General features: G+C 70.8%; 19 protein-coding genes. 13 read left to right on the top strand and 6 right to left on the bottom strand.

Translation table 11 applies throughout. From position 1 onward, the window contains the following. The first annotated feature begins 98 nt into the window (after positions 1–98). A complete protein-coding gene (locus OG738_RS23845; protein WP_329044209.1) occupies positions 99–665 on the top strand; it encodes a hypothetical protein in 567 nt (188 codons plus the stop codon). A gap of 23 nt (positions 666–688) precedes the next feature. Here OG738_RS23845 and OG738_RS23850 read toward each other — a convergent pair whose 3' ends face one another. After that, complete coding sequence (locus OG738_RS23850) at positions 689–2,788, bottom strand: fatty acid desaturase (protein WP_329044210.1); 2,100 nt, start codon at positions 2,786–2,788, stop codon at positions 689–691. Positions 2,789–2,926: 138 nt separating this feature from the next. On the opposite strand from OG738_RS23850, the gene OG738_RS23855 reads away from it, so the two are divergent. The 7 genes from OG738_RS23855 to OG738_RS23885 all read left to right on the top strand — a co-directional run bounded on the left by OG738_RS23855 (position 2,927) and on the right by OG738_RS23885 (position 9,438). Continuing rightward, entirely contained in the window at positions 2,927–3,517 is a 591-nt protein-coding gene (locus OG738_RS23855; RefSeq protein ID WP_329044212.1) for a TetR/AcrR family transcriptional regulator, read from the top strand. Positions 3,518–3,669: 152 nt separating this feature from the next. Further along, positions 3,670–5,061 carry a trigger factor gene (gene tig, locus OG738_RS23860; RefSeq protein ID WP_329044214.1) on the top strand — a complete coding sequence of 464 codons (1,392 nt, stop codon included), beginning with the start codon at positions 3,670–3,672 and terminating at the stop codon, positions 5,059–5,061. 138 nt (positions 5,062–5,199) lie between these two features. Then, the gene (locus tag OG738_RS23865; protein WP_329044215.1) at positions 5,200–5,802 is read left to right on the top strand and encodes a ClpP family protease; all 603 of its coding nucleotides are present in this window, start codon (positions 5,200–5,202) and stop codon (positions 5,800–5,802) included. Between the two features lie 26 nt (positions 5,803–5,828). Continuing rightward, positions 5,829–6,482, top strand: a complete 654-nt coding sequence (locus tag OG738_RS23870; protein WP_329044216.1) for an ATP-dependent Clp protease proteolytic subunit — start codon at positions 5,829–5,831, stop codon at positions 6,480–6,482. 229 nt (positions 6,483–6,711) lie between these two features. Then, positions 6,712–8,007, top strand: coding sequence for an ATP-dependent Clp protease ATP-binding subunit ClpX (gene clpX, locus OG738_RS23875; RefSeq protein ID WP_093951347.1), 1,296 nt, complete (start codon positions 6,712–6,714; stop codon positions 8,005–8,007). A gap of 50 nt (positions 8,008–8,057) precedes the next feature. Continuing rightward, positions 8,058–8,465, top strand: a complete 408-nt coding sequence (locus OG738_RS23880; protein ID WP_329044217.1) for a hypothetical protein — start codon at positions 8,058–8,060, stop codon at positions 8,463–8,465. A gap of 52 nt (positions 8,466–8,517) precedes the next feature. Next, complete coding sequence (locus OG738_RS23885) at positions 8,518–9,438, top strand: anti-sigma factor RsbA family regulatory protein (protein WP_329044218.1); 921 nt, start codon at positions 8,518–8,520, stop codon at positions 9,436–9,438. Between the two features lie 3 nt (positions 9,439–9,441). Here the strand turns inward: OG738_RS23885 and OG738_RS23890 are convergent, their stop codons facing one another. Both OG738_RS23890 and OG738_RS23895 read right to left on the bottom strand, forming a co-directional pair. Further along, complete coding sequence (locus OG738_RS23890; protein ID WP_442875804.1) at positions 9,442–10,419, bottom strand: alpha/beta hydrolase; 978 nt, start codon at positions 10,417–10,419, stop codon at positions 9,442–9,444. 78 nt (positions 10,420–10,497) lie between these two features. Continuing rightward, positions 10,498–11,205 (bottom strand): TetR/AcrR family transcriptional regulator, encoded by a 708-nt coding sequence (locus OG738_RS23895; RefSeq protein ID WP_329044219.1) that lies wholly within the window; start codon positions 11,203–11,205, stop codon positions 10,498–10,500. 72 nt (positions 11,206–11,277) lie between these two features. On the opposite strand from OG738_RS23895, the gene OG738_RS23900 reads away from it, so the two are divergent. Continuing rightward, positions 11,278–12,717: a carotenoid oxygenase family protein gene (locus OG738_RS23900; protein WP_329044220.1), complete on the top strand. Its 1,440-nt coding sequence runs from the start codon at positions 11,278–11,280 to the stop codon at positions 12,715–12,717. Between the two features lie 155 nt (positions 12,718–12,872). On the opposite strand, the gene fdhD is transcribed toward OG738_RS23900, so the two are convergent. Next, positions 12,873–13,697: a formate dehydrogenase accessory sulfurtransferase FdhD gene (fdhD, locus tag OG738_RS23905; RefSeq protein WP_329044222.1), complete on the bottom strand. Its 825-nt coding sequence runs from the start codon at positions 13,695–13,697 to the stop codon at positions 12,873–12,875. A 103-nt stretch (positions 13,698–13,800) separates the two neighbouring features. On the opposite strand from fdhD, the gene OG738_RS23910 reads away from it, so the two are divergent. From OG738_RS23910 to OG738_RS23925, 4 genes are all read left to right on the top strand, one after another. Continuing rightward, positions 13,801–15,156 carry an L-lactate MFS transporter gene (locus OG738_RS23910; RefSeq protein ID WP_329044223.1) on the top strand — a complete coding sequence of 452 codons (1,356 nt, stop codon included), beginning with the start codon at positions 13,801–13,803 and terminating at the stop codon, positions 15,154–15,156. Next, the gene (locus OG738_RS23915; RefSeq protein WP_329044224.1) at positions 15,156–15,281 is read left to right on the top strand and encodes an MFS transporter small subunit; all 126 of its coding nucleotides are present in this window, start codon (positions 15,156–15,158) and stop codon (positions 15,279–15,281) included. Before OG738_RS23910 ends, OG738_RS23915 begins: the two co-directional genes overlap by 1 nt. Positions 15,282–15,339: 58 nt before the next feature. After that, on the top strand, positions 15,340–16,746 hold the full coding sequence (locus OG738_RS23920) for an LCP family protein (protein ID WP_329044225.1): 1,407 nt from the start codon (positions 15,340–15,342) through the stop codon (positions 16,744–16,746). Between the two features lie 290 nt (positions 16,747–17,036). Next, positions 17,037–17,612: a hypothetical protein gene (locus OG738_RS23925; protein WP_329044226.1), complete on the top strand. Its 576-nt coding sequence runs from the start codon at positions 17,037–17,039 to the stop codon at positions 17,610–17,612. Between the two features lie 4 nt (positions 17,613–17,616). Here the strand turns inward: OG738_RS23925 and OG738_RS23930 are convergent, their stop codons facing one another. Both OG738_RS23930 and OG738_RS23935 read right to left on the bottom strand, forming a co-directional pair. Continuing rightward, positions 17,617–19,923 carry an FdhF/YdeP family oxidoreductase gene (locus OG738_RS23930; protein ID WP_329044227.1) on the bottom strand — a complete coding sequence of 769 codons (2,307 nt, stop codon included), beginning with the start codon at positions 19,921–19,923 and terminating at the stop codon, positions 17,617–17,619. Positions 19,924–19,965: 42 nt separating this feature from the next. Then, positions 19,966–21,267: an MFS transporter gene (locus tag OG738_RS23935; protein WP_329044228.1), complete on the bottom strand. Its 1,302-nt coding sequence runs from the start codon at positions 21,265–21,267 to the stop codon at positions 19,966–19,968. Between the last annotated feature and the right edge of the window lie 29 nt (positions 21,268–21,296).

Genomic DNA, 21,296 nt, shown 5'->3' on the forward strand with positions numbered 1-21,296 from the left:
CCTCCGGTCACAGGAACGGCTGACGGCAGGCACAGTGCGCACACAGCGAGCGGCTCCACCGTGGATCGCACCGAAGCATCTCGTTAAGGAGCACCACGATGACCACACCGCAGGCACCGTCCACTCCGGACCAGACGTGGGGCGCGGCGCCCGCACCGGGCGCGCCGCCGCGGCCGGGCTGGACGCCGGGCAAGAAGATCGCGGCGGGTGCCGTCGCGGTGGCGATCGTGGCGGGCGGGGGAGCGGCGATCTGGGCCGCTTCGTCGTCTTCCGCGACCACGGGCGCCCAGGCCGGCCCGGGTGGCATGACGGGCCGGACCGGCGGCCCGGGCGGCGCCGGCCTCGCTTCCGCCCTGCACGGCGAGTACGTCACCTCGGACGGGAACGGTGGCTACGTCACGAAGATCACGCAGACGGGCGAGGTGACCGCGCTCAGCGCGACCTCCCTGACGGCGAAGAGCGACGACGGGTTCTCGAAGACGTACACGATCACCTCGGCGCAGGCGACCGGGCTGGCGACGGGCGACACGGTGACGGTCGTGGCGACGGAGTCCGGCACGTCGGCGACGGCGACCTCGGTGACCGACGGCGCTTCCGGTCCCGGCCAGGCGCAGGGCAACCGTCAGGGAACTCCGCCGTCGGGCGCTCCCACGCAGACCGGCTGACCCCGGCGCGGCGGTCCCGGGGGTCAGCGGCGGTCGTAGTCGACCGCGACCTCCGGGGTCGTCGCGCGGGAGCGGCACGTCAGGATCCGGGCCGCCGCCACGTCGTCCACCGTCAGCGCGTAGCGGACGTCCATGTCGACCTGGCCGTGCAGCAGTGTGGCCCGGCAGGTGCCGCACGCACCGCCCGTGCACGAGTACGGCACCTCGAACCCGGCCCGCAGCGCGGCGTCCAGCACCGTCTCGCCGGCTTCGGCCGGGACGCACGTCGTCGTCCCGCCCAGCGTCACGGCCACCGTGGCCGGCGTGCCCGCCGGGTCACGCAGGGGCGCCGCGCCGCGGAAGAGCTCGAAGTGGACGTTCTCCTCCGGGACGTCGGCGTCGGCCAGCGTCCGGCGGGCCAGGTCCGTCAGGCCGCGCGGCCCGCACAGGAACCACTCGTCGACCTTCGCCGGGTGCAGGCGGTTCTGCAGCAGGGCGCGCAGGCGCGTCCCGTCGAGCCGGCCGCGCTGGTAGCGCTCGTGCGAGATGGCGAGGGCCTCGCCGACCGTGTCGAACTGCCGGGGCCGGTGGGTGTGCAGGTCCGGGTCGCGTTCGTCGGTCCGGTAGTGGACGACGTGCAGCCGTCCGCCGAATCCCTCGGCGAGCGCGCTCAGCTCGCGCGCGAAGAGCGTCGTCGCGCCGGAAGTGTTGACGTACAGCAAGGTCGCGCGGCTGTGCGGTTCCGCGGCCAGCGCGCTGACCACGATGGACAGCACCGGCGTGATGCCGCTGCCCGCGGCCAGCGCGACGTAGTGCGCCGCCCGCGCGGGATCCGGGGTGAGCGTGAACCCGCCGGACGGCGGCAGGACGTCCAGGAAGTCGCCCACCGCCAGCGTCGTGGTCGCGAAGCCGGAGAACGCGCCGCCCGGGCGCCGCTTCACCGCGATCCGCAGCTCGCCGGACCCCGCCGGCGCGCAGATCGAGTACGTCCGGCGCACCGGCTGCCCGTCGAGGACGGCGCGGACCACCACGTGCTGACCCGGCGTGAACCGGAACTCGGCCGCCAGCTGGGGCGGGACGTAGAAGGTGATCGCGACCGCGTCCGCGGTCAGCGGCCGGATCTCGCGCACCCGCAGCCGGTGGAACCGGCTCGGCCCGAGCGGCGGCGGTTCCGGCGCGGGCTCGTCGGCGCCGAAGTCGTCGGCCAGCCGCCGCCACGCGCGGTACTCCGCCGTCGTCAGCTCGCGGCCCCACGCCGTGATGATCGGGACGTCGCGGGCGAGGTAGGCCTCGCGGTTGTCCTTCCAGGCGCGCAGGTAGCGGTAGAACGGCACGGCGGGGTGGAGGTGGTGCACCAGGTGGTAGTTCTGGAACAGCATCATCGGCGTCATCAGCCACTCCAGCCCGACGCGCACCCGCGTGGTGCCGAACTTGTCGCGCGGCTGCGCGGCCGGGAGGTCGTGGTGCGGCAGCCAGTCGAACCACCAGGCCAGCAGGGCCAGCCCGATCCGCTGCGGCAGCACGTACCCGAACACGAGCTCCCGGCCGTGGCCGGCCGCGATCAGCGTCGCGGCCGCGGCGAACGCCAGCGACAGCACCACGATCGTCTCGGCCCGCTCCTGCGGCGACCGGCCGTGGACGCGGGCGGTGTAGAAGCGCGCGTACCAGAAGTCGATGGTCAGCCAGCGGAACGGCAGCTGCCACCAGGCTCCCTGCGACGTCCAGGCGTCCGGGTCCGTGTGGGAGTCGGCGTTGGTGTTGCGGTGGTGTTCGCTGTGGATGAACCGCAGCAGCGGGAAGGCCGCGTAGGCCGCGACGAACGGCATCGCCAGCCGCCCGAGCACCTCGTTGACCCAGGTGAGCTTCCCGGCGGCGTGGTGGGCCGACTCGTGCACCACGGTGAACATGGTGAAGGTGACGATCGCGTGCAGCGGCACGGTGAACACCGGCGGCGCGATCCCGGCCAGCAGCAGCCAGGTCGCGGTGCCCCACACGGCGAGCCCGCCCGCGAACAGCAGCAGGGTCGGCACCGAGACGCGCGGGAGCGGGATGCGGGGCGAGGGCACCGGACGCGAAGCCGGCCCGCCGGCCGCGGGCGACGGGGAGTTCCCGGAGCCACGCGGCTGGGTATCGACAGCGGGCATCGAGCGGTCTCCTCGGTCGAGAAGCTCCTGGCCAGGCGGGAGTCACCGTAGACAACTCGTCGGGGTTTGTAAACGTTACGGCAGGCTTCGAAAAAAGGTGTCGGCCAGCGGAACGGAAGCCACGGGTAAGCTCACGGTGTGAAGGCGGTCACCCACCCGGCCCCGGCGCGCACCCGGGCGAAGCTGCTGGACGCGGCGGCGGACGTCATCCGCGCCGACGGCTGGGCCGCCGTGACGATGGGCAAGCTGGCCGCCCAGGTCGGCGTGAGCAGGCAGACCGTCTACAACGAACTCGGCTCCAAGGCCGAGCTCGCCAAGGCGTTGATGCTGCGCGAAACCGACCGCTTCGTCGAGCGCGTGACCGCCGACGTCGCCGCGCACCCCGGCCGTCCCGTCGACGGTGTCACCGCCGCGTTCCGGCACAGCCTCGAGGCCGCCCACGCGAACCCGCTGCTGCAGATCGCGCTCGGCGGCCCCCAGGGTGGTGGCGACGACTTCCTCCCGCTGCTGACCTCCCGGCCGGAGGCGGTGCTGGGCCGCGCCGTCGACGCGGTCGCGGCGATCTTCGCGCGCAGCTACCCCGAGGTGCGGCTGACGGCATCGGAGTGGGCGGTGGCGGTCGAGGCGTTCATGCGGCTGCTGCTGTCCCACCTGGTGCAGCCGAGCGGCTCGGCCGAGCACGCGAGCGGCCAGATGCGCTGGGTGATCGGCCGGATGCTCGGCTCGTGACGCGGTCCGTGCCCCGGCCGTGACGCCGCAGGTGGCCCCCGCCCCGGCGGCGCAGGCCACTGGCCTAGACTCGGACGTCCCGGTCTGCAGGTGACCTGGGGCCATTTCCGCAGGATTGTCCTACACAATCGTTACCGCTCGAGGAGAAGACCTTGAAGAGCACCGTCGAGCAGCTGAGCCCGACGCGAGTCAAGATCAATGTCGAGGTGCCGTTCGACGAGTTGAAGCCGAACTTCGACCGCGCCTACCGCAAGATCGCCCAGCAGGTGCGCATCCCGGGCTTCCGGCCCGGCAAGGCGCCCGCTCGCGTCCTGGAAAGCCGGATCGGGCGCGGCCCGGTGCTCGACGAGGTCGTCAACGAGGCCATCCCGGCCAAGTACATCGAGGCCGTTCGCGAGAACGAGGTCCGCACGCTCGGCAACCCCGAGTTCGACGTCACGAAGCTCGAGGACCGCGACGTCCTCGAGTTCACCGCCGAGGTCGACGTGCGCCCCGAGATCGAGCTGCCCGACCTCGAAGGCTTCGCGGTCACCGTCGACGACGTCGAGCTGACCGACGCGGAGGTCGACGAGCAGCTCGACGAACTGCGCGCCCGCTTCGGCACGCTGACCGGCGTCGAGCGCCCGGCCGAGACCGGCGACTTCGTCTCGATCGACCTCGCCGCGACCGTCGACGGCGAGGCCGTCGAGGAGGCCGCCACCACCGGGCTGTCCTACGAGATCGGCTCCGGCCAGCTCGTGGACGGCATCGACGAGGCGATCGTCGGCGCGAACGCCGGCGAGACCAAGACGTTCACCACCCAGCTCGTCGCGGGCGACCACGCCGGCAAGGACGCCGAGGTGACCGTGACCGTCCAGTCGGTCAAGCAGCGCGAGCTGCCCGAGGCCGACGACGAGTTCGCCCAGATGGCCAGTGAGTTCGACACGATCGACGAGCTCAAGGGCGACCTGCGCGAGCGCCTCGCCCGCGTCAAGAAGATGCAGCAGGGCGTCCAGGCCCGCGACAAGGTGCTCGACGAGCTCCTGGAGCGCACCGAGGTGCCGATCCCGGAGAAGGTCCTCGACTCCGAGATCGAGAACCGCAAGCACGACGCGATCCACCCGTTCGACCACGACGAGGCCCAGTTCGCCCAGGCCCTCGAGGCCGAAGGCCGCACGGTGGAGGAGTTCGACGCCGAGACCCGCGCCGAGTCGGAGAAGGCCGTCCGCACGCAGCTGCTGCTGGACACCATCGCCGACAAGGAGCAGGTCTCGGTCAACGACGGCGAGCTGACCGAGCGGATCATCTACCAGGCCCAGCGCTTCGGGATCAGCCCGGACGAGTACGTCCAGCGTGCCCAGCAGTCCGGCCAGCTGACCGCGATCTACGCCGACGTCCGCCGCGGCAAGGCGCTCGCCTCCGTGGTCCGGAAGGCGGTCGTCACCGACGGCTCGGGTGCCGAGGTCGACCTCTCGGAGCTGTTCGGCGGCGACGAGCCGGCCGGCGACGAGGCAACTCAGGAGACGCAGGTCACCGACGAGGCGGCGAAGACTCCGGCGGAGTGAAGCTGTGAGCGAACTTGGGCGGTGTCAGGCATTCTGCACCGCCCGAGTTCGTTAGGGTCGGATACAAGATCTCAAGCATCTGAAACGACAGCGGCGGCCGTCAGCACCGGGTCGCCGCCGGCGAAAAGGCAGGCAGACGTGACGCAGCACACGCCCGAGGCGCGGACCGGCACCGCAGGGCTCACCCTCACCGACTCGGTCTTCGAGCGATTGCTCCAGGAGCGCATCGTCGTCCTCGGTTCCGAGGTCAACGACGAGATCGCCAACCGGATCACCGCGCAGCTGTTGCTGCTCGACGCCGACGACGCCGAGTCCGACATCCGCTTCTACATCAACTCGCCGGGTGGTTCGGTCACCGCCGGGTTCGCCATCTACGACACCATGCAGCTGATCCGCCCGGACGTCGCGACCTACGCGATGGGCATGGCGGCCTCGATGGGGCAGTTCCTGCTCTCCTCGGGCACGCCGGGCAAGCGCTACGCCCTCCCGCACGCGCGGATCCTGATGCACCAGCCCTCGGCCGGTGTCGGCGGCACGGCGTCGGACATCGCGATCCAGGCCGACCTGTTCAACAAGTGGAAGCAGGAGCTGGCCCGGATCACCGCGGACCAGACCGGGCAGACGGTCGAGCAGATCATCAAGGACGGCGACCGCGACCGCTGGTTCACCGCGCAGGAGGCGAAGGACTACGGCTTCGTGGACCACGTCCTCACCCGCGACATCGCCCGTCCCGGCAACTGAGCGCGAAGCACACAGGAGACTCGATCATGAGCAACTTCCGGCTCCCGGGTGACTTCCGGGCCCCGAACATCCCCCAGTCGCGGTACATCCTCCCGTCGTACGTCGAGCGCACCAGCTACGGCGTCAAGGAGTCGAACCCGTACAACAAGCTGTACGAAGAGCGGGTCATCTTCCTCGGCGTGCAGGTGGACGACGCGTCGGCCAACGACGTGATGGCCCAGCTGCTGCACCTCGAGCACGAGGACCCGGACCGCGACATCCTGGTGTACATCAACTCGCCGGGTGGCTCGTTCACCTCGCTGATGGCGATCTACGACACCATGCAGTTCGTCCGCCCGGACATCCAGACGTACTGCCTCGGCCAGGCCGCTTCGGCCGCCGCGGTGCTGCTGGCGGCCGGCACGCCGGGCAAGCGCTACGCGCTGCCCAACTCGCGCGTGCTGATCCACCAGCCGGCCACCGAGGGCACGTACGGCCAGGTCTCCGACCTGGAGATCCAGGCGAACGAGATCCAGCGGGTGCGGCGCCAGATGGAGGTCATCCTGGCCAAGCACACGAACAAGGACCCCGACCAGATCCGGGCCGACATCGAGCGGGACAAGATCCTGACCGCCGAGGAGGCCAAGGCGTACGGCATCATCGACGAGGTGCTGCCGTACCGGAAGGCGTCGGCTCTGTAGATCCGCCAGGCCGGTGTGTGTCGAGGAGACGACATACACCGGCACTCTGGTTTAGGGTCGTCCTTCTGACGTGCTCCCCGTTCCCGTGGGTGTTCCCGCCCACGGCATCGGACGGGTACCGTCAGTGGCAATGCGTGAGGCTCCGCTCGGTCACCCGTGACCGGGGTCGCACCGTCGCAACACACGTCAGGCGCGGAAACCCGCGCCGGAGGGGACGAGGTCAACGGCCATGGCACGGATCGGTGACGGCGGAGACCTGCTGAAGTGTTCTTTCTGTGGGAAGAGCCAGAAGCAGGTGAAGAAGCTCATTGCCGGCCCCGGGGTCTACATCTGCGATGAGTGCATCGACCTCTGCAATGAGATCATCGAGGAGGAGCTGGCCGAAGCCGGCGACGTCAAACTCGACGAGCTGCCCAAGCCCGCCGACATCCACGAGTTCCTCGAGCAGTACATCATCGGCCAGGAAGACGCCAAGCGGACCCTCGCGGTAGCGGTCTACAACCACTACAAGCGGATCCAGGCGGACGACAAGGCCGGGCCGAAGGACTCCAAGGAGGAGTCGGTCGAGCTCGCCAAGTCGAACATCCTGATGCTCGGCCCCACCGGGTGCGGCAAGACCTACCTGGCGCAGACGCTGGCGAAGCTGCTGAACGTACCGTTCGCCATCGCGGACGCCACGGCGCTGACCGAGGCGGGCTACGTCGGCGAAGACGTCGAGAACATCCTGCTCAAGCTCATCCAGGCGGCGGACTACGACGTCAAGCGGGCCGAGACCGGGATCATCTACATCGACGAGGTCGACAAGATCGCCCGGAAGAGCGAAAACCCGTCCATCACGCGGGACGTCTCCGGCGAGGGGGTCCAGCAGGCGCTGCTGAAGATCCTCGAGGGCACCACCGCCTCGGTGCCGCCGCAGGGCGGCCGCAAGCACCCGCACCAGGAGTTCATCCAGATCGACACGACGAACGTGCTGTTCATCGTGGCCGGCGCGTTCGCCGGGCTGGAGAAGATCATCAACGAGCGGGTCGGCAAGCGCGGCCTCGGCTTCGGCGCGGAGATCCGCACCAAGTCCGAGATCGAGGAGAGCGACGTCTTCTCCGACACCATGCCCGAGGACCTGATCAAGTTCGGGCTGATCCCGGAGTTCATCGGCCGGCTCCCGGTCGTGGCGACGGTCAACCACCTGGACAAGGAATCGCTGGTCAGCATCCTCACCCAGCCGCGCAACGCCCTGGTGAAGCAGTACAAGAAGCTCTTCGAGATGGACAACGTCGAGCTCGAGTTCACCAAGACCGCGCTCGAGGCCATCGCCGACCAGGCGGTCCTGCGCGGGACGGGTGCCCGCGGCCTGCGCGCCATCATGGAAGAAGTGCTCCAGCCGGTGATGTACGACATCCCGAGCCGCGACGACGTGGCGAAGGTCGTCATCACCGAGCAGACCGTCCGGGAGAACGTGAACCCGACGATCGTCGCCCGGCAGCCGACGCGGCGCGCGCGCAGTGAGCGCGGCGAGAAGTCGGCCTGAGGCCGGGCGTCTCCGGGCCGCCCGGCCCGGAGACCCGACAGGAAAGCTGAATGACTGCTGATTCTGTGCCGGTGACCGGCGGGGGCACCGCCCCCGCCGGTGGCGTGCAGGCACCGCCGCCACCGGAACCGGCGCCGGTGCCCGCCGGGCCGGTCCTCGGGTTCCGCGAACTGAGCGAGCGCGTCATCGCGTCCGTGTTCGACCGGTACCCGTGGCTGGACCGGGTGCTGATGGGCGTGCTGGCCGTGTGCACGGGCACGTGCGTCGTGGCCGTGGTGTCCCGGTTGTCGCCGTTGCCGCTGATCCCGGTGCCGCTCTTCCTCGTCGCCGGTTACGGCCTCTGGCGGGCCCGTGGGGTGACCGAACGCCGTTCGCTCGTCAACTGGGTGCTGTTGTTCGCGCTCGCGACCATCGTCGGCTTCTGGCTGATTTCGGTCGTCGGCCGCTGGGTCGAGTGAAACCCGCCGTCCGACCCGTTTGAACTCGCCGGGCCGTGGGTACGCCACCTCAGTGGTAGATGCCCTCAGACCGTTCCGGCATCCCGCACTCTTCTACCGCGGTGACACCGAGTACTTGGCCGGTGTCATGCCGTTCCTGTTCGAAGGTCTCGACCGGGGCGAGCCGGTGGCCGTCGCCGTGCCCGGGCGCAACCTGCTGCTCGTCGAAAAGGCCCTGGAAGACCGGGCCGGCGAAGTCCGGCTGATCGACATGTCCCGCGCGGGCCGCAACCCCGGTGCCATCCTGCCGTCGGTGCTGCACTCCTTCGCGGGCGCGCACGACGGCCCGGTGCGGATCGTGGGCGAGCCCATCTGGGCCGGCCGGACGGATGCCGAATACCCGGCCTGCGTGGAGCACGAGGCACTGATCAACAACGCCTTCGCGGGCCGCGACCTGGCGGTCCTCTGCCCGTACGACGTCGCGGCGCTGTCCCCGTCGGTGCTGGCCGACGCCGAGCGCACCCACCCCGAGGTGTGGGGCCTGGCGGGACCGTTCCTCAGTCCACGCTTCGACCCCGATGGCGTGCGCGCGGACTTCACCCGGCCGCTCGTCCCTCCGGTGGGCGTCGTCGAGCGCGCGTTCGACATGGGGCAGCTGGCGTCGCTGCGCGGCTACGCGGAGATCTGGGCGGCCCGGCACGGCCTGCGCCGTCCCCGCCGGGACGACTTCGCGCTCGCGGTCGCCGAGCTGATCACGAACAGCGTGCTCTACGGCGGTGGCCGCGGCGTCCTGCGGCTGTGGCCGGAGGAGGAGCAGGTGGTCGCCGAGGTGACCGACGCGGGCACGATCACCGACCCGCTGGCCGGCCGCGTCCCGCCGCCGGCGGCCACGCTGGGCGGCCGCGGGCTGCTGCTGGTGAACCGGCTGGCGGACCTGGTCCGCACGTACTGGGTCCCGGGCCGCACGACGACCCGGGTCCACTTCACCTGCTGAACGTCAGTCCTTGCGGGGGACGTGCTTGCCGAGGAAGCTGATCACGCTCGGCACCACCGTCCGGTTGAACGGGTCGCCGTGCTTGCCGTGGGCCGTGTGGGCGACCGCCGGGTGGGCCGCGTCGATGTAGCGGCGGACGCCCGTGATGAACGGGTCCTCCGTGCCGCAGTAGATCGCGTTGGCCACGCTCTTCGTCTCGTCGATGTGCTTCAGCGGGTCGAGCGCGGTCCAGTCGTTCAGGCCGGTGAAGATGTGCCGCTTGGCCATCTCCGGCCAGGACAGGATCAGTGCCGGGGCCAGCGTCGCGACCGCGGCGGGTGGCTGGCGCCGCTCCACGCGGCGGCGCGTGTACACCAGCGCGCCGAACCCGCCCATCGAGACGCCGGTGCACGCGAACGGCTGGCCGGTGTCGCCGCCGAAGCCGCGGGCCCGCAGCCACTGCGGGACCTCCTCCAGCAGCATCGCCATCGGGTCGTCGCCCGGGTGCACCTCGTGCCAGTAGTTGTCCCCGCCGTCGACGGCGACGAAGCCGAACGCCGGGACCGCCTTGCGGGCGACGTCGCTCGAAAGCTGCTTGAGCGTGCCGGTCGGGGCCGCGCTGCGGGCGTTGCCGTGCAGGCCGTGCAGCATGAGCGACATCGGCAGCCCCTTCGGCGGGGTCTTCGACGGCAGGATGAACACCAGGTCGACCATCCGGCCGCGAGCCTGGGAGTAGACGCGTTCGACGCGCGTGCTGCCCAGCTGGGTCGTCGGGTTCGACGACGCCACGCCCAGCGCGCGCTGCAGCGCCGGGCTGAACGGCAGCTGGCCGGTCGCCGTGCCGACCGCCAGGCCGGACACCGCCAGCCCGGACGCCCCCGCGATCAGCACGGAGCGGCGGCTGAGCCACCGCCGCGCGTCGCGGACGGCCGCCTCGCCGGCCGACTGGGGCTCGGCGTCGGAAGGCTGCGCCTCGCCGCGATCCCCGTTTTCCTCGTTCACCTGTCTCCGTCCCCCGCCTGCCGCTCTTGGGACGCCGCGCACCCGCTCCGCGTTCCCCTCACGTCCCTGTTCGCCGGGTTAGTCGTTCCCACCCTGCCCGGCGTTTCGGTTTCTCGCGCGCCAGGCCGCCTTCGCGGCCTCGGTGGAGCGTTCCGCCTTCTCCACAGTGTCCCCGAGACCGACCGCGAGGGTGATCCCCAGGGGTATCAAAATGTGCTCGATGCCCTGTTCGCCGGGGCCGAAGTGGCCCGACGCCTCGAGGGTGACGAAGCCGTGCAGCGCGCTCCACAGCTGGGCGGCCGCCTGGTACTTGTCGGCGGGCCGGAACCGGCCGGCCTCGATGGCCCGCTCGGTGGCCCGGACGATGTGGTCGAAGGCTTCCAGGCCCTCTTGAGCGGCTTCGCGGCCCTCTTCGGTGGTCAGGTCCGACAGCGTCGCGCGCTTGCCCCCGGGCGTGGACTGGCCGAACGTCACCGCGTACAGCTGCGGCTGCTCGGCGACCGCCTGCCGGTAGGTCCGGGCCAGGCTGAAGATGTCCGCCACCGGGTCCTCGGTCTCGCCCACCTCGGCCAGCCACGCGCTGAGCCTCAGGAACCCCGTGCGCGCCACTTCGTCGACCAGCGCGGCCATGCCCCCGAAGTGCGTGTAGACGGCCATCGTCGAGACGCCGACTTCGGCCGCCAGCTTGCGGGCCTGCAGGGCTTCGGGGCCGCCCTCGCCGATCAGCCGGATGGCGGCCTCGACGAGCCGCTCCTTGACGTCGTTCGCGCGCGGTTTCGGGCTCATGCTTGCCAGTATCTCATAACCCTGTTATAAAAGGTGTCATAACCGAGTTATGGCAGCTTCGGAGGGTCAGGCATGGGCAACAAGTTCCTCGAAGGCAACTTCGCCCCGGTGCGCCGGGAGCACACGAGCACCGAGCTGGCCGTCACCGGCCGCATCCCGGACTTCCTCGACGGCCGTTACCTGCGCAACGGGCCCAACCCGCTGTCCGAGGTGGACCCGGCGGCCTACCACTGGTTCATGGGCGACGGCATGGTCCACGGCGTCCGCCTGCGCGACGGCAGGGCCGAGTGGTACCGCAACCGGTGGGTGCGCAACCCGTCCGTGGCGGCGACGCTGACCGGCGAGGACGCGAGCCGCTTCTGCGGGCTGGACGCGCTGGGCGCCAACACCAACGTCATCGGCCACGCCGGCAAGACGCTCGCGCTCGTCGAGGCGGGCGCGCCGATCTACGAGCTGACCGACGAGCTCGACACCGTCGGCAAGTGCGACTTCGACGGCACGCTGCCCGGTGGCTACACCGCCCACCCCAAGCGCGACCCGCGAACCGGCGAGCTGCACGCCGTGTCGTACTTCTTCGGCATGGGCAACAAGGTCCAGTACTCGGTGATCGACGCGGCCGGCCGTGCGGGCCGCACGGTCGACGTCGAGGTCACCGGGTCGCCGATGATGCACGACTTCTCGCTGACCGAGACGCACGTCGTGTTCTACGACCTGCCGGTGACGTTCAACGCCGAGATGGCGGTCGCCGCGAACGTGCCGGCTGCGCTGCGGACGCCGGCGAAGCTCGTACTCTCGGCCCTGGTCGGCAAGGTCCCCGTGCCGGACCCGGTGACGGCGATGATGGCGCGCAAGATCGGCGCGAACGGCGGCCTGCCGTACCGCTGGGACCCGAAGTACCCGGCCCGGATCGGCGTCATGCCGCGGGACGGCGGCAACGGCGACGTCCGCTGGTTCGAGGTCGAGCCGTGCTACGTCTTCCACCCGCTCAACGCCTACGACGACGGGGACTCGATCGTGCTCGACGTCGTCCGGCACCCGAAGATGTTCGACCGCGAGCTGCACGGCCCGGACGAGGGTGGCCCGACGCTGGACCGCTGGACCGTCGACCTCGTCGCCGGAAAGGTGCTGGAGGAGCGGCTCGACGACCGCGGCCAGGAGTTCCCGCGCGTCGACGAGCGACTCGTCGGCCGCCGCCACCGCTACGGCTACGCGATGTCGGCCGACGGCGGCGCGGACCCCGGCGGATCCGTGTACAAGCACGACTTCCACACCGGTTCACGCCAGGAACGCGCGTTCGGCGCGGGACGCCAGCCGGGCGAGTTCGTCTTCGTGCCGTCCCACCCGGACGCGGCCGAGGACGACGGCGTCCTGATGGGCTTCGTCTTCGACCCGGCGACCCGGCGCAGCGACCTCACGCTCCTCGACGCGGGCACGCTGGAGACGGTCGCCGCGATCCACCTGCCCGACCGCGTGCCCAACGGCTTCCACGGCAACTGGGTCGAGACGGCCTGAGCCGTGTCGACCCTCCGGACACGCGTGTCGGCTCGCCAGTCACGCGGGTCGACCGTCCGGACATGGCGTTCGACCGGTGGGCCCGCGGGCGCCCCGTGATCGGAGCGCCGACTCGCGTGGTTGCGGGGACGACACGACGTCCCGGTCGAGACGGTCTAGGTCAGGACGCGGTGGTCGCCGGTGTAGAGGTTCATCGAGTCGCCGCGCAGGAAGCCGATCAGCGTCATGCCGTTCTCCTCGGCCAGCTCGACCGCCAGTGACGACGGCGCCGACACCGCGGCCAGCAGGCCGATCCCGGCCATCGCGGCCTTCTGCACCAGCTCGAACGACGCGCGCCCGGACACCAGCAGGCCGTGGCCGGGCGCGGGGATCCGGCTGTCGAGGACGGCCCAGCCGAGCACCTTGTCGACCGCGTTGTGCCGGCCGACGTCCTCGCGCACGACGGCGATCTCGCCGTCCGGGGTGAACAGCGCCGCCGCGTGCAGGCCGCCGGTGCTGGCGAACACCTTCTGGCGGGCGCGCAGCGCGTCCGGCAGGCCGGCCAGGGTCTCGCTCTTCACGGCGAAGGCGGCCGAGGCTGGGGAGAACCTCGTGCGCAGCTTGACCGCGTCCAGCGCGGCCTTCCCGCAGACCCCGCACGAAGACGTCGTGTAGAAGTTGCGCTCCACCCCGGCGTCCGGGGGCGGCACGCCGGGCGCGAGCGCGATGTCCAGGACGTTGTAGGTGTTGCGGCCCTGGTCGTCGACGCCGTCGCAGTAGCGGGCGACGGCGATGTCCTCGCGGCCGCCGATCACCCCTTCGGACAGCAGGAAGCCGTGGGCGAGCTCGACGTCGTGCCCGGGCGTGCGCATGGTGACGGCCAGCGCCTTGCCGCCGACCCGCAGCTCCAGGGGCTCTTCGGCGGCCAGGGTGTCGGGGCGGCGGCGGTCACCGGTCGCGGAGATCTTCCGCACCGGCCTGCGCACGGTCACCCTGCCCATCGCCCACACCCTTCTCCGCCGGAAAGTTAGACACTCGCATGGTGCAACACCGGGTATTTAGTAATACATTCCCTCCATCATCCCACTCTAGAAGAGGGTTCCGATGGCTCTCGGCTTCCTGGACCGTTCCCGGATCGTGGCACCCCCAGGCTGGACGCGCTGGCTGGTACCACCGGCGGCCCTTTCGGTACACCTGTCGATCGGGCAGGCCTACGCGTGGAGCGTCTTCAAGACGCCGCTCGAGAAGACGATGCACCTGAACGGGACGCAGAGCTCGCTGCCGTTCCAGCTGGGCATCGTCATGCTCGGGCTGTCCGCCGCGTTCGGTGGCACGCTCGTGGAGAAGAACGGCCCGCGCTGGGCGATGTTCGTCTCGATGTGCTGCTTCGCCAGCGGGTTCCTCGTTTCCGCGCTCGGCGTCGCGACCGGTCAGTTCTGGCTGGTGGTCGTCGGCTACGGCGGGATCGGCGGCATCGGGCTCGGCATCGGCTACATCTCGCCGGTGTCGACGCTCATCAAGTGGTTCCCGGACCGGCCGGGCATGGCCACCGGCATCGCGATCATGGGCTTCGGCGGCGGCGCGCTGATCGCGTCGCCGTGGTCGTCGTCGATGCTCGGCACCGCGCCGACCACCGGCACCATCGCGACGGCGTTCCTCATCCACGGCATCGTCTACGCCGTGTTCATGTCGATGGGCTGGCTGCTCGTGCGGGTGCCCGCCGACGACTGGAAGCCGGCGGGTTGGGAGCCGAAGACCGACCACGGCAAGGCGATGATCAGCACCGCGAACGTCTCGGCCGCGAACGCGATCAAGACGCCGCAGTTCTGGTGCCTGTGGGTCGTGCTGTGCTTCAACGTCACCGCGGGCATCGGCATCCTGGAGAAGGCGTCGCCGATGATCGTGGACTTCTTCAAGAACACGTCGACGCCGGTGGGCGTGGCCTCGGCGGCGGGGTTCGTCGCGCTGCTGTCGCTGTGCAACATGCTCGGCCGGTTCGTCTGGTCGTCCACTTCGGACCTGGTGGGGCGCAAGAACATCTACCGCACCTACCTCGGCGTCGGCGCCGCGCTGTACCTGGTGATCGCGTTGACGCAGAACTCGTCGAAGCTCGTGTTCATCTTGTGCGCCATGGTGATCCTGTCCTTCTACGGCGGCGGGTTCGCGACGGTCCCGGCGTACCTGAAGGACCTCTTCGGCACCTACCAGGTCGGCGCGATCCACGGCAGGCTGCTCACGGCGTGGTCGGTGGCCGGCGTGCTCGGCCCGCTGATCGTCAACCGGATCGCGGACAGCGAGAAGGCGGCGGGCAAGTCCGGCCCGGACCTGTACACGACGTCCTTCTACATCATGATCGGCCTGCTCGTGGTCGGCTTCGTGGCCAACGAGCTGGTCCGCCCGGTCAAGGAGAAGTACCACGAGCCCGTCGCGGCGGGCACGGTCGCGAGGAGTGAGGCGTGATGAGCGAGCAACCGCGGGAAGCGAACCGGACGCCGCTGATCGTGCTGGCCTGGGCGTGGGTCCTGCTGCCCTTCGCCTACGGCGTGTACGAGCTGTTCCTGAAGCTGGTGCAGCTCTTCGGGTAGATCCCTGTGAGCTGAGTCACCCGTGCAGCGGGAGGGGGCCCGGCGGCGTCGGTAGGACGTGCACCTACTGGGGAAGATCGCCGTCGCCGGGCTCGCCTTCGCGGTCCTGTGCGGTACCGCGTACGGCTACTCGGACCTGCGCGCCCTCGACGACGTCACGCGCGACAGCGTCATCGACGCCGACGGCGGCACGGCGCCCGGGGAGCAGCCCGCCGACGGCTCGCTCGACATCCTGCTCGTCGGCCGCGACTCGCGCACCGACGACCAGGGGAAACCGCTTTCCGCGGACGTCCTGCGCGAGCTGCGGGCCGGCGCCAACGGCGACGACCTCACCGACACCCTCATCGTGCTGCGGATCCCGAACGGCACGAAGGAAGTGAAAGCGTTTTCCATCCCGCGCGACAGCTACGTGTCGCTGCCGGGCGGGAAGGAGAAGATCAACGCTGCGTTCGGGCGCGCGAAGGCCGCCGAAGCGCGGCGGCTGCGCGAGGCGGGCGAGACCGACAAGGCGAAGATCGACCATGCCGGCCTGACCGCCGCGCGGCGGGGGACGCGGCAGGCGGTCGAGGACCTCACCGGCATCAAGATCGACCACTTCGCCGAGGTCAACCTGCTGAGCTTCTACGAGATCAGCAAAGCCGTCGGCGGCGTCGACGTGTGCCTCAAGCAAGCGACCAAGGACGAGAACTCCGGCGCGGACTTCCCGGCCGGCGAGCAGCGGATCGCGGGTGCGGACGCGCTGGCCTTCGTCCGGCAGCGGGACAACCTCCGGGGCGGCGACTTCGACCGCGTCCGGCGCCAGCAGGTGTTCCTCGCCTCGCTGGCCCGGCAGGTGCTGTCGGCCGGGACGCTGGCCGATCCGGGGAAGCTGTCCGACCTCATCGGCGCCGTCAAGCGGTCGGTCGTGCTCGACGACTCGTGGAACCTGCTGGACTTCGTCTCGCAGATGCGCGGCGTGAGTGGCGGCGGCATCCAGTTCGAGACGATCCCGGTCGTCAACCGCGACTACCGGTACGACCCGAAGAACCCGCGCGCCACCGCTGTCCAGGTCGACCCGGCCGCGGTGAAGTCCTTCGCCGCGGGTCTGATCGGGGCCGCCGCGCCGAAGCCGCAGCCCGCCGCCCCGGTCACCGTCGACGTCGTCAACGCGAGCCCGAAGGACGGTCTCGCGCTGCGGGTGTCCGGGTTCCTGGGGGAGCACGGGTTCGCCAAGGTGACGACCGGCAACACCGCCGGCCGCCGGACGTCGCTGGTCAGCTTCGGGCCCGACCTCGCGCAGCGCGGCGCGGAGGTCGCGAAGCTGCTGGGCGGGCTGGCGACGCAGGAGTCGGCGACGGTGCCGGCGGGCCACATCGAGGTCGCCCTCGGCTCGGTGTACTCGGGCCCCGGCGCAGCCGGCGGCGGGGGTGCCGCGGGCAGTGGCGACGAGCCGATCACCTCCGGCGGGGTCGTCTGCGTGAATTGACGCCGGTGGCGCGCGGATTTCCGTTCGAATCCGGGAATTCGCGCGAAGAATTTCCGTGAAGCGCCGCAAGCCCGTTTTCCGCCGACCGGACCACGGCGGACCACCGGGGTGACTGGTCTTGACGCTGCCACCCTGGTGAGGCAGTGTGCGGTGACCGTCAGCGGCAGCACCGCGCGGCGGACCGGAAAAGATCACCGGATCGGTGGCGAACCGGAAAGTCGATTTCAGGAAATACGGAAAGTCCGGAACCTATGCGTAGCAGCGTTGCCCGCGGAGGGTGGCTCCTTCCGGTGCTCGCTTCCGCCGTTCTCTGCGCCGGATGCCAGTCGGCGTCCGCTTCGGCGCACTACCCCGCGTCGATCGACGCCTGCAAGCTGCCCGGGCCGAACGTGCGCACCCAGCTGGCCCCCGGCACCGTCGAGATCTCACCCGATTCGGTGAAGACCGCCGACCCGAAGGTCGTCCCCGAGGATCGCTCCACCGAGGGCAACGACCTCACCAGCTGCAAGCGCCTCTTCGCCCGCGACCTCGGCGGCGGGAAGCCCGACCTGCAGGACTACCGGCTCGTCACGATCGCCGTCGTGCGGTTCACCGACTCCGACGCCGGCACCGCCGCCGCCCAGGCGACCCAGCTGATGACCGACGCGCTCGGCGACCACTCGGGCGTCCGGCTCGCCACCGGCGTCGGCGACGAGGCCGGGTTCTCCGAGCAGTGGGCCGCCGTGCGCAGCGGGAACGTCGTGCTCAGCGTGGCCATCGCCGACGGCGGCACGGAGGCCGCGCTGATCCCGCCGGCGACCCTCGACAACGTCCAGGCCATGGTCACCGACATGACCAGCACGCTGCAGCGCGACTACCAGGGCTGAGTGCTCAGGGCAGCGGCTCGAGCCGCACCACGATCGCCTTCGACACCGGCGTGTTCGACTTCTCCGCCACCGAGTCCAGCGGCACCAGCGCGTTGGCCTCCGGGAAGTACGCCGCCGCGCAGCCGCGGGCCGTCTGGTAGGCCACCACCCGGAACGACGGCGCGCGGCGGTCGCCGTCCCGCCACTCCGAGACCAGGTCGACCATCGACCCGTCGGTCAGGCCGAGCGCCGCGATGTCGGCGGGGTTGACCAGCACCACCCGGCGGGCGTTCTCGATGCCGCGGTAGCGGTCGGAAAGCCCGTAGATCGTGGTGTTGTACTGGTCGTGGCTGCGCATGGTCTGCAGCAGCAGCCTGCCCTCGGGCACGGCCGGGTACTCCAGCTCCGAGACCGTGAAGTTGCCTTTGCCGTTCGCGGTGCCGGTGAACTCGCGGGAGTCGCGCGGCGCGTGCGGCAGCACGAACCCGTCCGGCTCGCGGACGCGGCGGTTGTAGTCCTGGCAACCCGGCACGACCCGGGAGATGCGGTCGCGGACCAGGTCGTAGTCGGTCTCGAAGGTCCGCCACGGCACGGCGTGCCCGGCGCCGAACAGGGTTTCGGCCAGCCGGCAGACGATGGCGACCTCCGACAGCAGGTGCTCGCTCGCCGGCTTGAGCCGGCCGCGTGAGGTGTGCACCTGGGACATCGAGTCCTCGACCGTGACGAACTGCTCGCCGCTCGCCTGGACGTCGCGTTCGGTGCGGCCGAGCGTCGGCAGGATCAGGGCGGTGCGGCCGTGCACGACGTGCGACCGGTTCAGCTTCGTCGAGACGTGCACCGTCAGCGAGCACGACGCGAGCGCCTTCCCGGTTGCGTCCGTGTCCGGCGTCGCCGACGCGAAGTTGCCGCCCACGGCGAAGAAGACCCTGCCGCGGCCGTCCCGCATCGCGCGGATCGCGTCGACGGTGTCGAAGCCGTGCTCACGCGGGACGTCGATGCCGAACTCGGCGGCGAGGGAGTCCATGAAGGACTGCGGCATCTTCTCCCAGATGCCCATGGTCCGGTCGCCCTGGACGTTCGAGTGCCCGCGCACCGGGCACAGGCCCGCGCCCGGCTTGCCGATCATCCCGCGCATCAGCGCCAGGTTCGCGATCTCCGAGATCGTCGGCACGGCGTGCTTGTGCTGGGTGAGCCCCATGGCCCAGCAGTAGATCGTGCGCTCCGACGACGCGATCATCCGTGCGACGCGCTCGATCTGCTCGCGCGGCAGCCCGGTGGCGCGCTCGACCTCGGGCCAGTCGATCTCCCGCAGGTGCTTGGCGTAGTCGTCGAAGCCCTCGGTGACCCGCTCGACGAAGTCGCGGTCGACGATCGCGCCCGGCGCCTCCTCGTCCCAGGTCAGCAGCAAGTGCCCGACGGCCTGGAACAGCGCGAGGTCGCCGCCGAGGCGGATCTGGGCGAATTCGTCGGCCAGCGGCGTGCCCTTGCCGACCACACCGCGGACGTTCTGCGGGTTCTTGAACCGCATCAACCCGGCTTCGGGCAACGGGTTCACGGCGATGATCTGCGCGCCGTTGCCCTTGGCCTCCTCGAGCGCCGAGAGCATCCGCGGGTGGTTGGTGCCCGGGTTCTGCCCGACGACGACGATCAGGTCGGCTTGGTGGATGTCGGCGAGGCTCACCGAGCCCTTGCCGACGCCGGTGGTGGCCGACAGCGCCGCACCCGAGGACTCGTGGCACATGTTCGAGCAGTCCGGCAGGTTGTTGGTGCCGAACGAACGCACCAGCAGCTGGTAGAGGAACGCGGCTTCGTTGCTGGTGCGGCCCGAGGTGTAGAAGATCGCCTCGTTCGGGTCGGTCAGCGCCTTCAGCTCACCGGCGACCAGCTCGAACGCGTCGGCCCAGGAGATCGGTTCGTAGTGCGTCGCGCCGTCGCGCAGGACGAACGGCTCGGTGACGCGGCCCTGCTGGCCGAGCCAGTAGTCGGTCTTGGTCTTCAGGTCGTCGATCGGGTGCTTCGCGAAGAACTCGCGGTCCACCCGGCGTTTCGTGGCTTCCTCGGCGACGGCCTTGGCACCGTTCTCGCAGAACTCGGCCAGCTTGCGCTTCTCGCCGTCGACCTCGCGGGGTTCCGGCCACGCGCAGCCCGGGCAGTCGAAGCCTTCGCGCTGGTTCAGCAGCCGCAGCGCCTTGACCGTCCGGCCCGCGCCCATCTGCTCGACGCTGCGCGCGAGCGACACGGCGACCCCGGGTATCCCGGCCGCCCAGCCCTTCGGCTTGCCCACCTCGAGGCGGGTCTCGTCCACGTCCTGCGCCGGCGCTTCACGGGTCATGCGTTCATCGTGCGCCTCGATGATCGTGAAGCGCCAACAGGGTCAGGCTTCGGCGGCGCGCAGTCCCCGGTCGGCGACGGTGACGACGAGCAGGAGAACGCTGACCACGATCAGCGCGACCGCCAGCCGGTGCAGCCCCGCCGAGTCGGCGTGCGGTCCGTAGCAGAGCGCGATGAGCGTCGACGCCACGATCGCGCCGAGGTACTGGGCCGTGCGGAACAGGCCGCTCGCCGTGCCCATCTGCTCGGCCGGGGCCTCGCGGTACAACGTCGTCTGGTTCGCGACGCTCGTCAGGCCCTGGGCCAGGCCGAACAGCGCGGCCAGCGCGAGCAGCGCGCCGGCCCACGTGCCGTCGTGGACCAGCAGCAGCAACGCCGAGCCGCCGACGAGAGCCACCGCGACCGTCACCAGCCGCGCCCGGATGCCGGACGCGCGCCCGGAGAACGCCGCGGCGCAGACCGCCGTGCCCGACATCGGCAGCAGCATCAGCCCGGCCGCCTCCTCGGACAGCTGCCGCGTCGTCTCCAGCCACTGGACGTACCCGAACATGATCGCGTAGATGGCCATGAAGCTCAGGGCCTGCCGCAGGTAGGTCCGCAGGATCGCGCGGTTTGCCGCGAGCATCCGCAGGTCGAGGAACGGGTCGCCGCGCCGCAGCTCGACGAGCGTGAACGCGGTGCCGAGCGCTGCGACCACGGCGAGCAGCCAGGCCTCGGAACCCGGGTCCATCACGAAGAACAGCAGCGCGAGCAGGGTTGCGGAGAACAGCGCGATGCCCAGGACGTCGATCCGCTTCGCGGTGCGTGCGCCGCGGTCGTCCTTCGGCACCCACAGCAGCGCCAGCACCAGCGACAGGCCGGCGAGCGGGATGTTCACGGCGAAGATCGCGGGCCAGCCGAAGAGGCCGATCAGCACGCCGCCGAGCGTCGGGCCGATCACCATGACCGTCTGCGCGGACATCGACAGCACCGAGAGCACGCGGGCGGGCACGCCCTGCCCGGTCGCCTCGGCGTGGTGGCGCAGCACGGCCATCGCGGCCGGGAACCCGGCGCACGTGCCGAGGCCGAGCACGACCCGCACGCCGGTCAGCCAGCCGACGGAGAGCGGGATCATGCCCGCGATCCCGGCGATGATCACCAGCGTCGCGCCGCCGAGCAGCACGCGGCGGGCGCCGTAGCGGTCGACCAGCAGGCCGACCACCGGCTGCCCGACCGCGGTGGCCAGGTAGAGCGCCGAGATCAGCCAGGCCGTCTGGCCGGGCCCGGCGCCGAAGCTCCGGCCGATCGGCACGAGCGCGACGGCGATGAGGGTGGAGTTGATCGGGTTGAGCACCGCGCCGGCCACCAGCGGGGTGACCAGGCGGGCGCCGAACT

The sequence above is a fragment of the Amycolatopsis sp. NBC_01488 genome (genome assembly GCF_036227105.1).
GTDB lineage: Bacteria > Actinomycetota > Actinomycetes > Mycobacteriales > Pseudonocardiaceae > Amycolatopsis.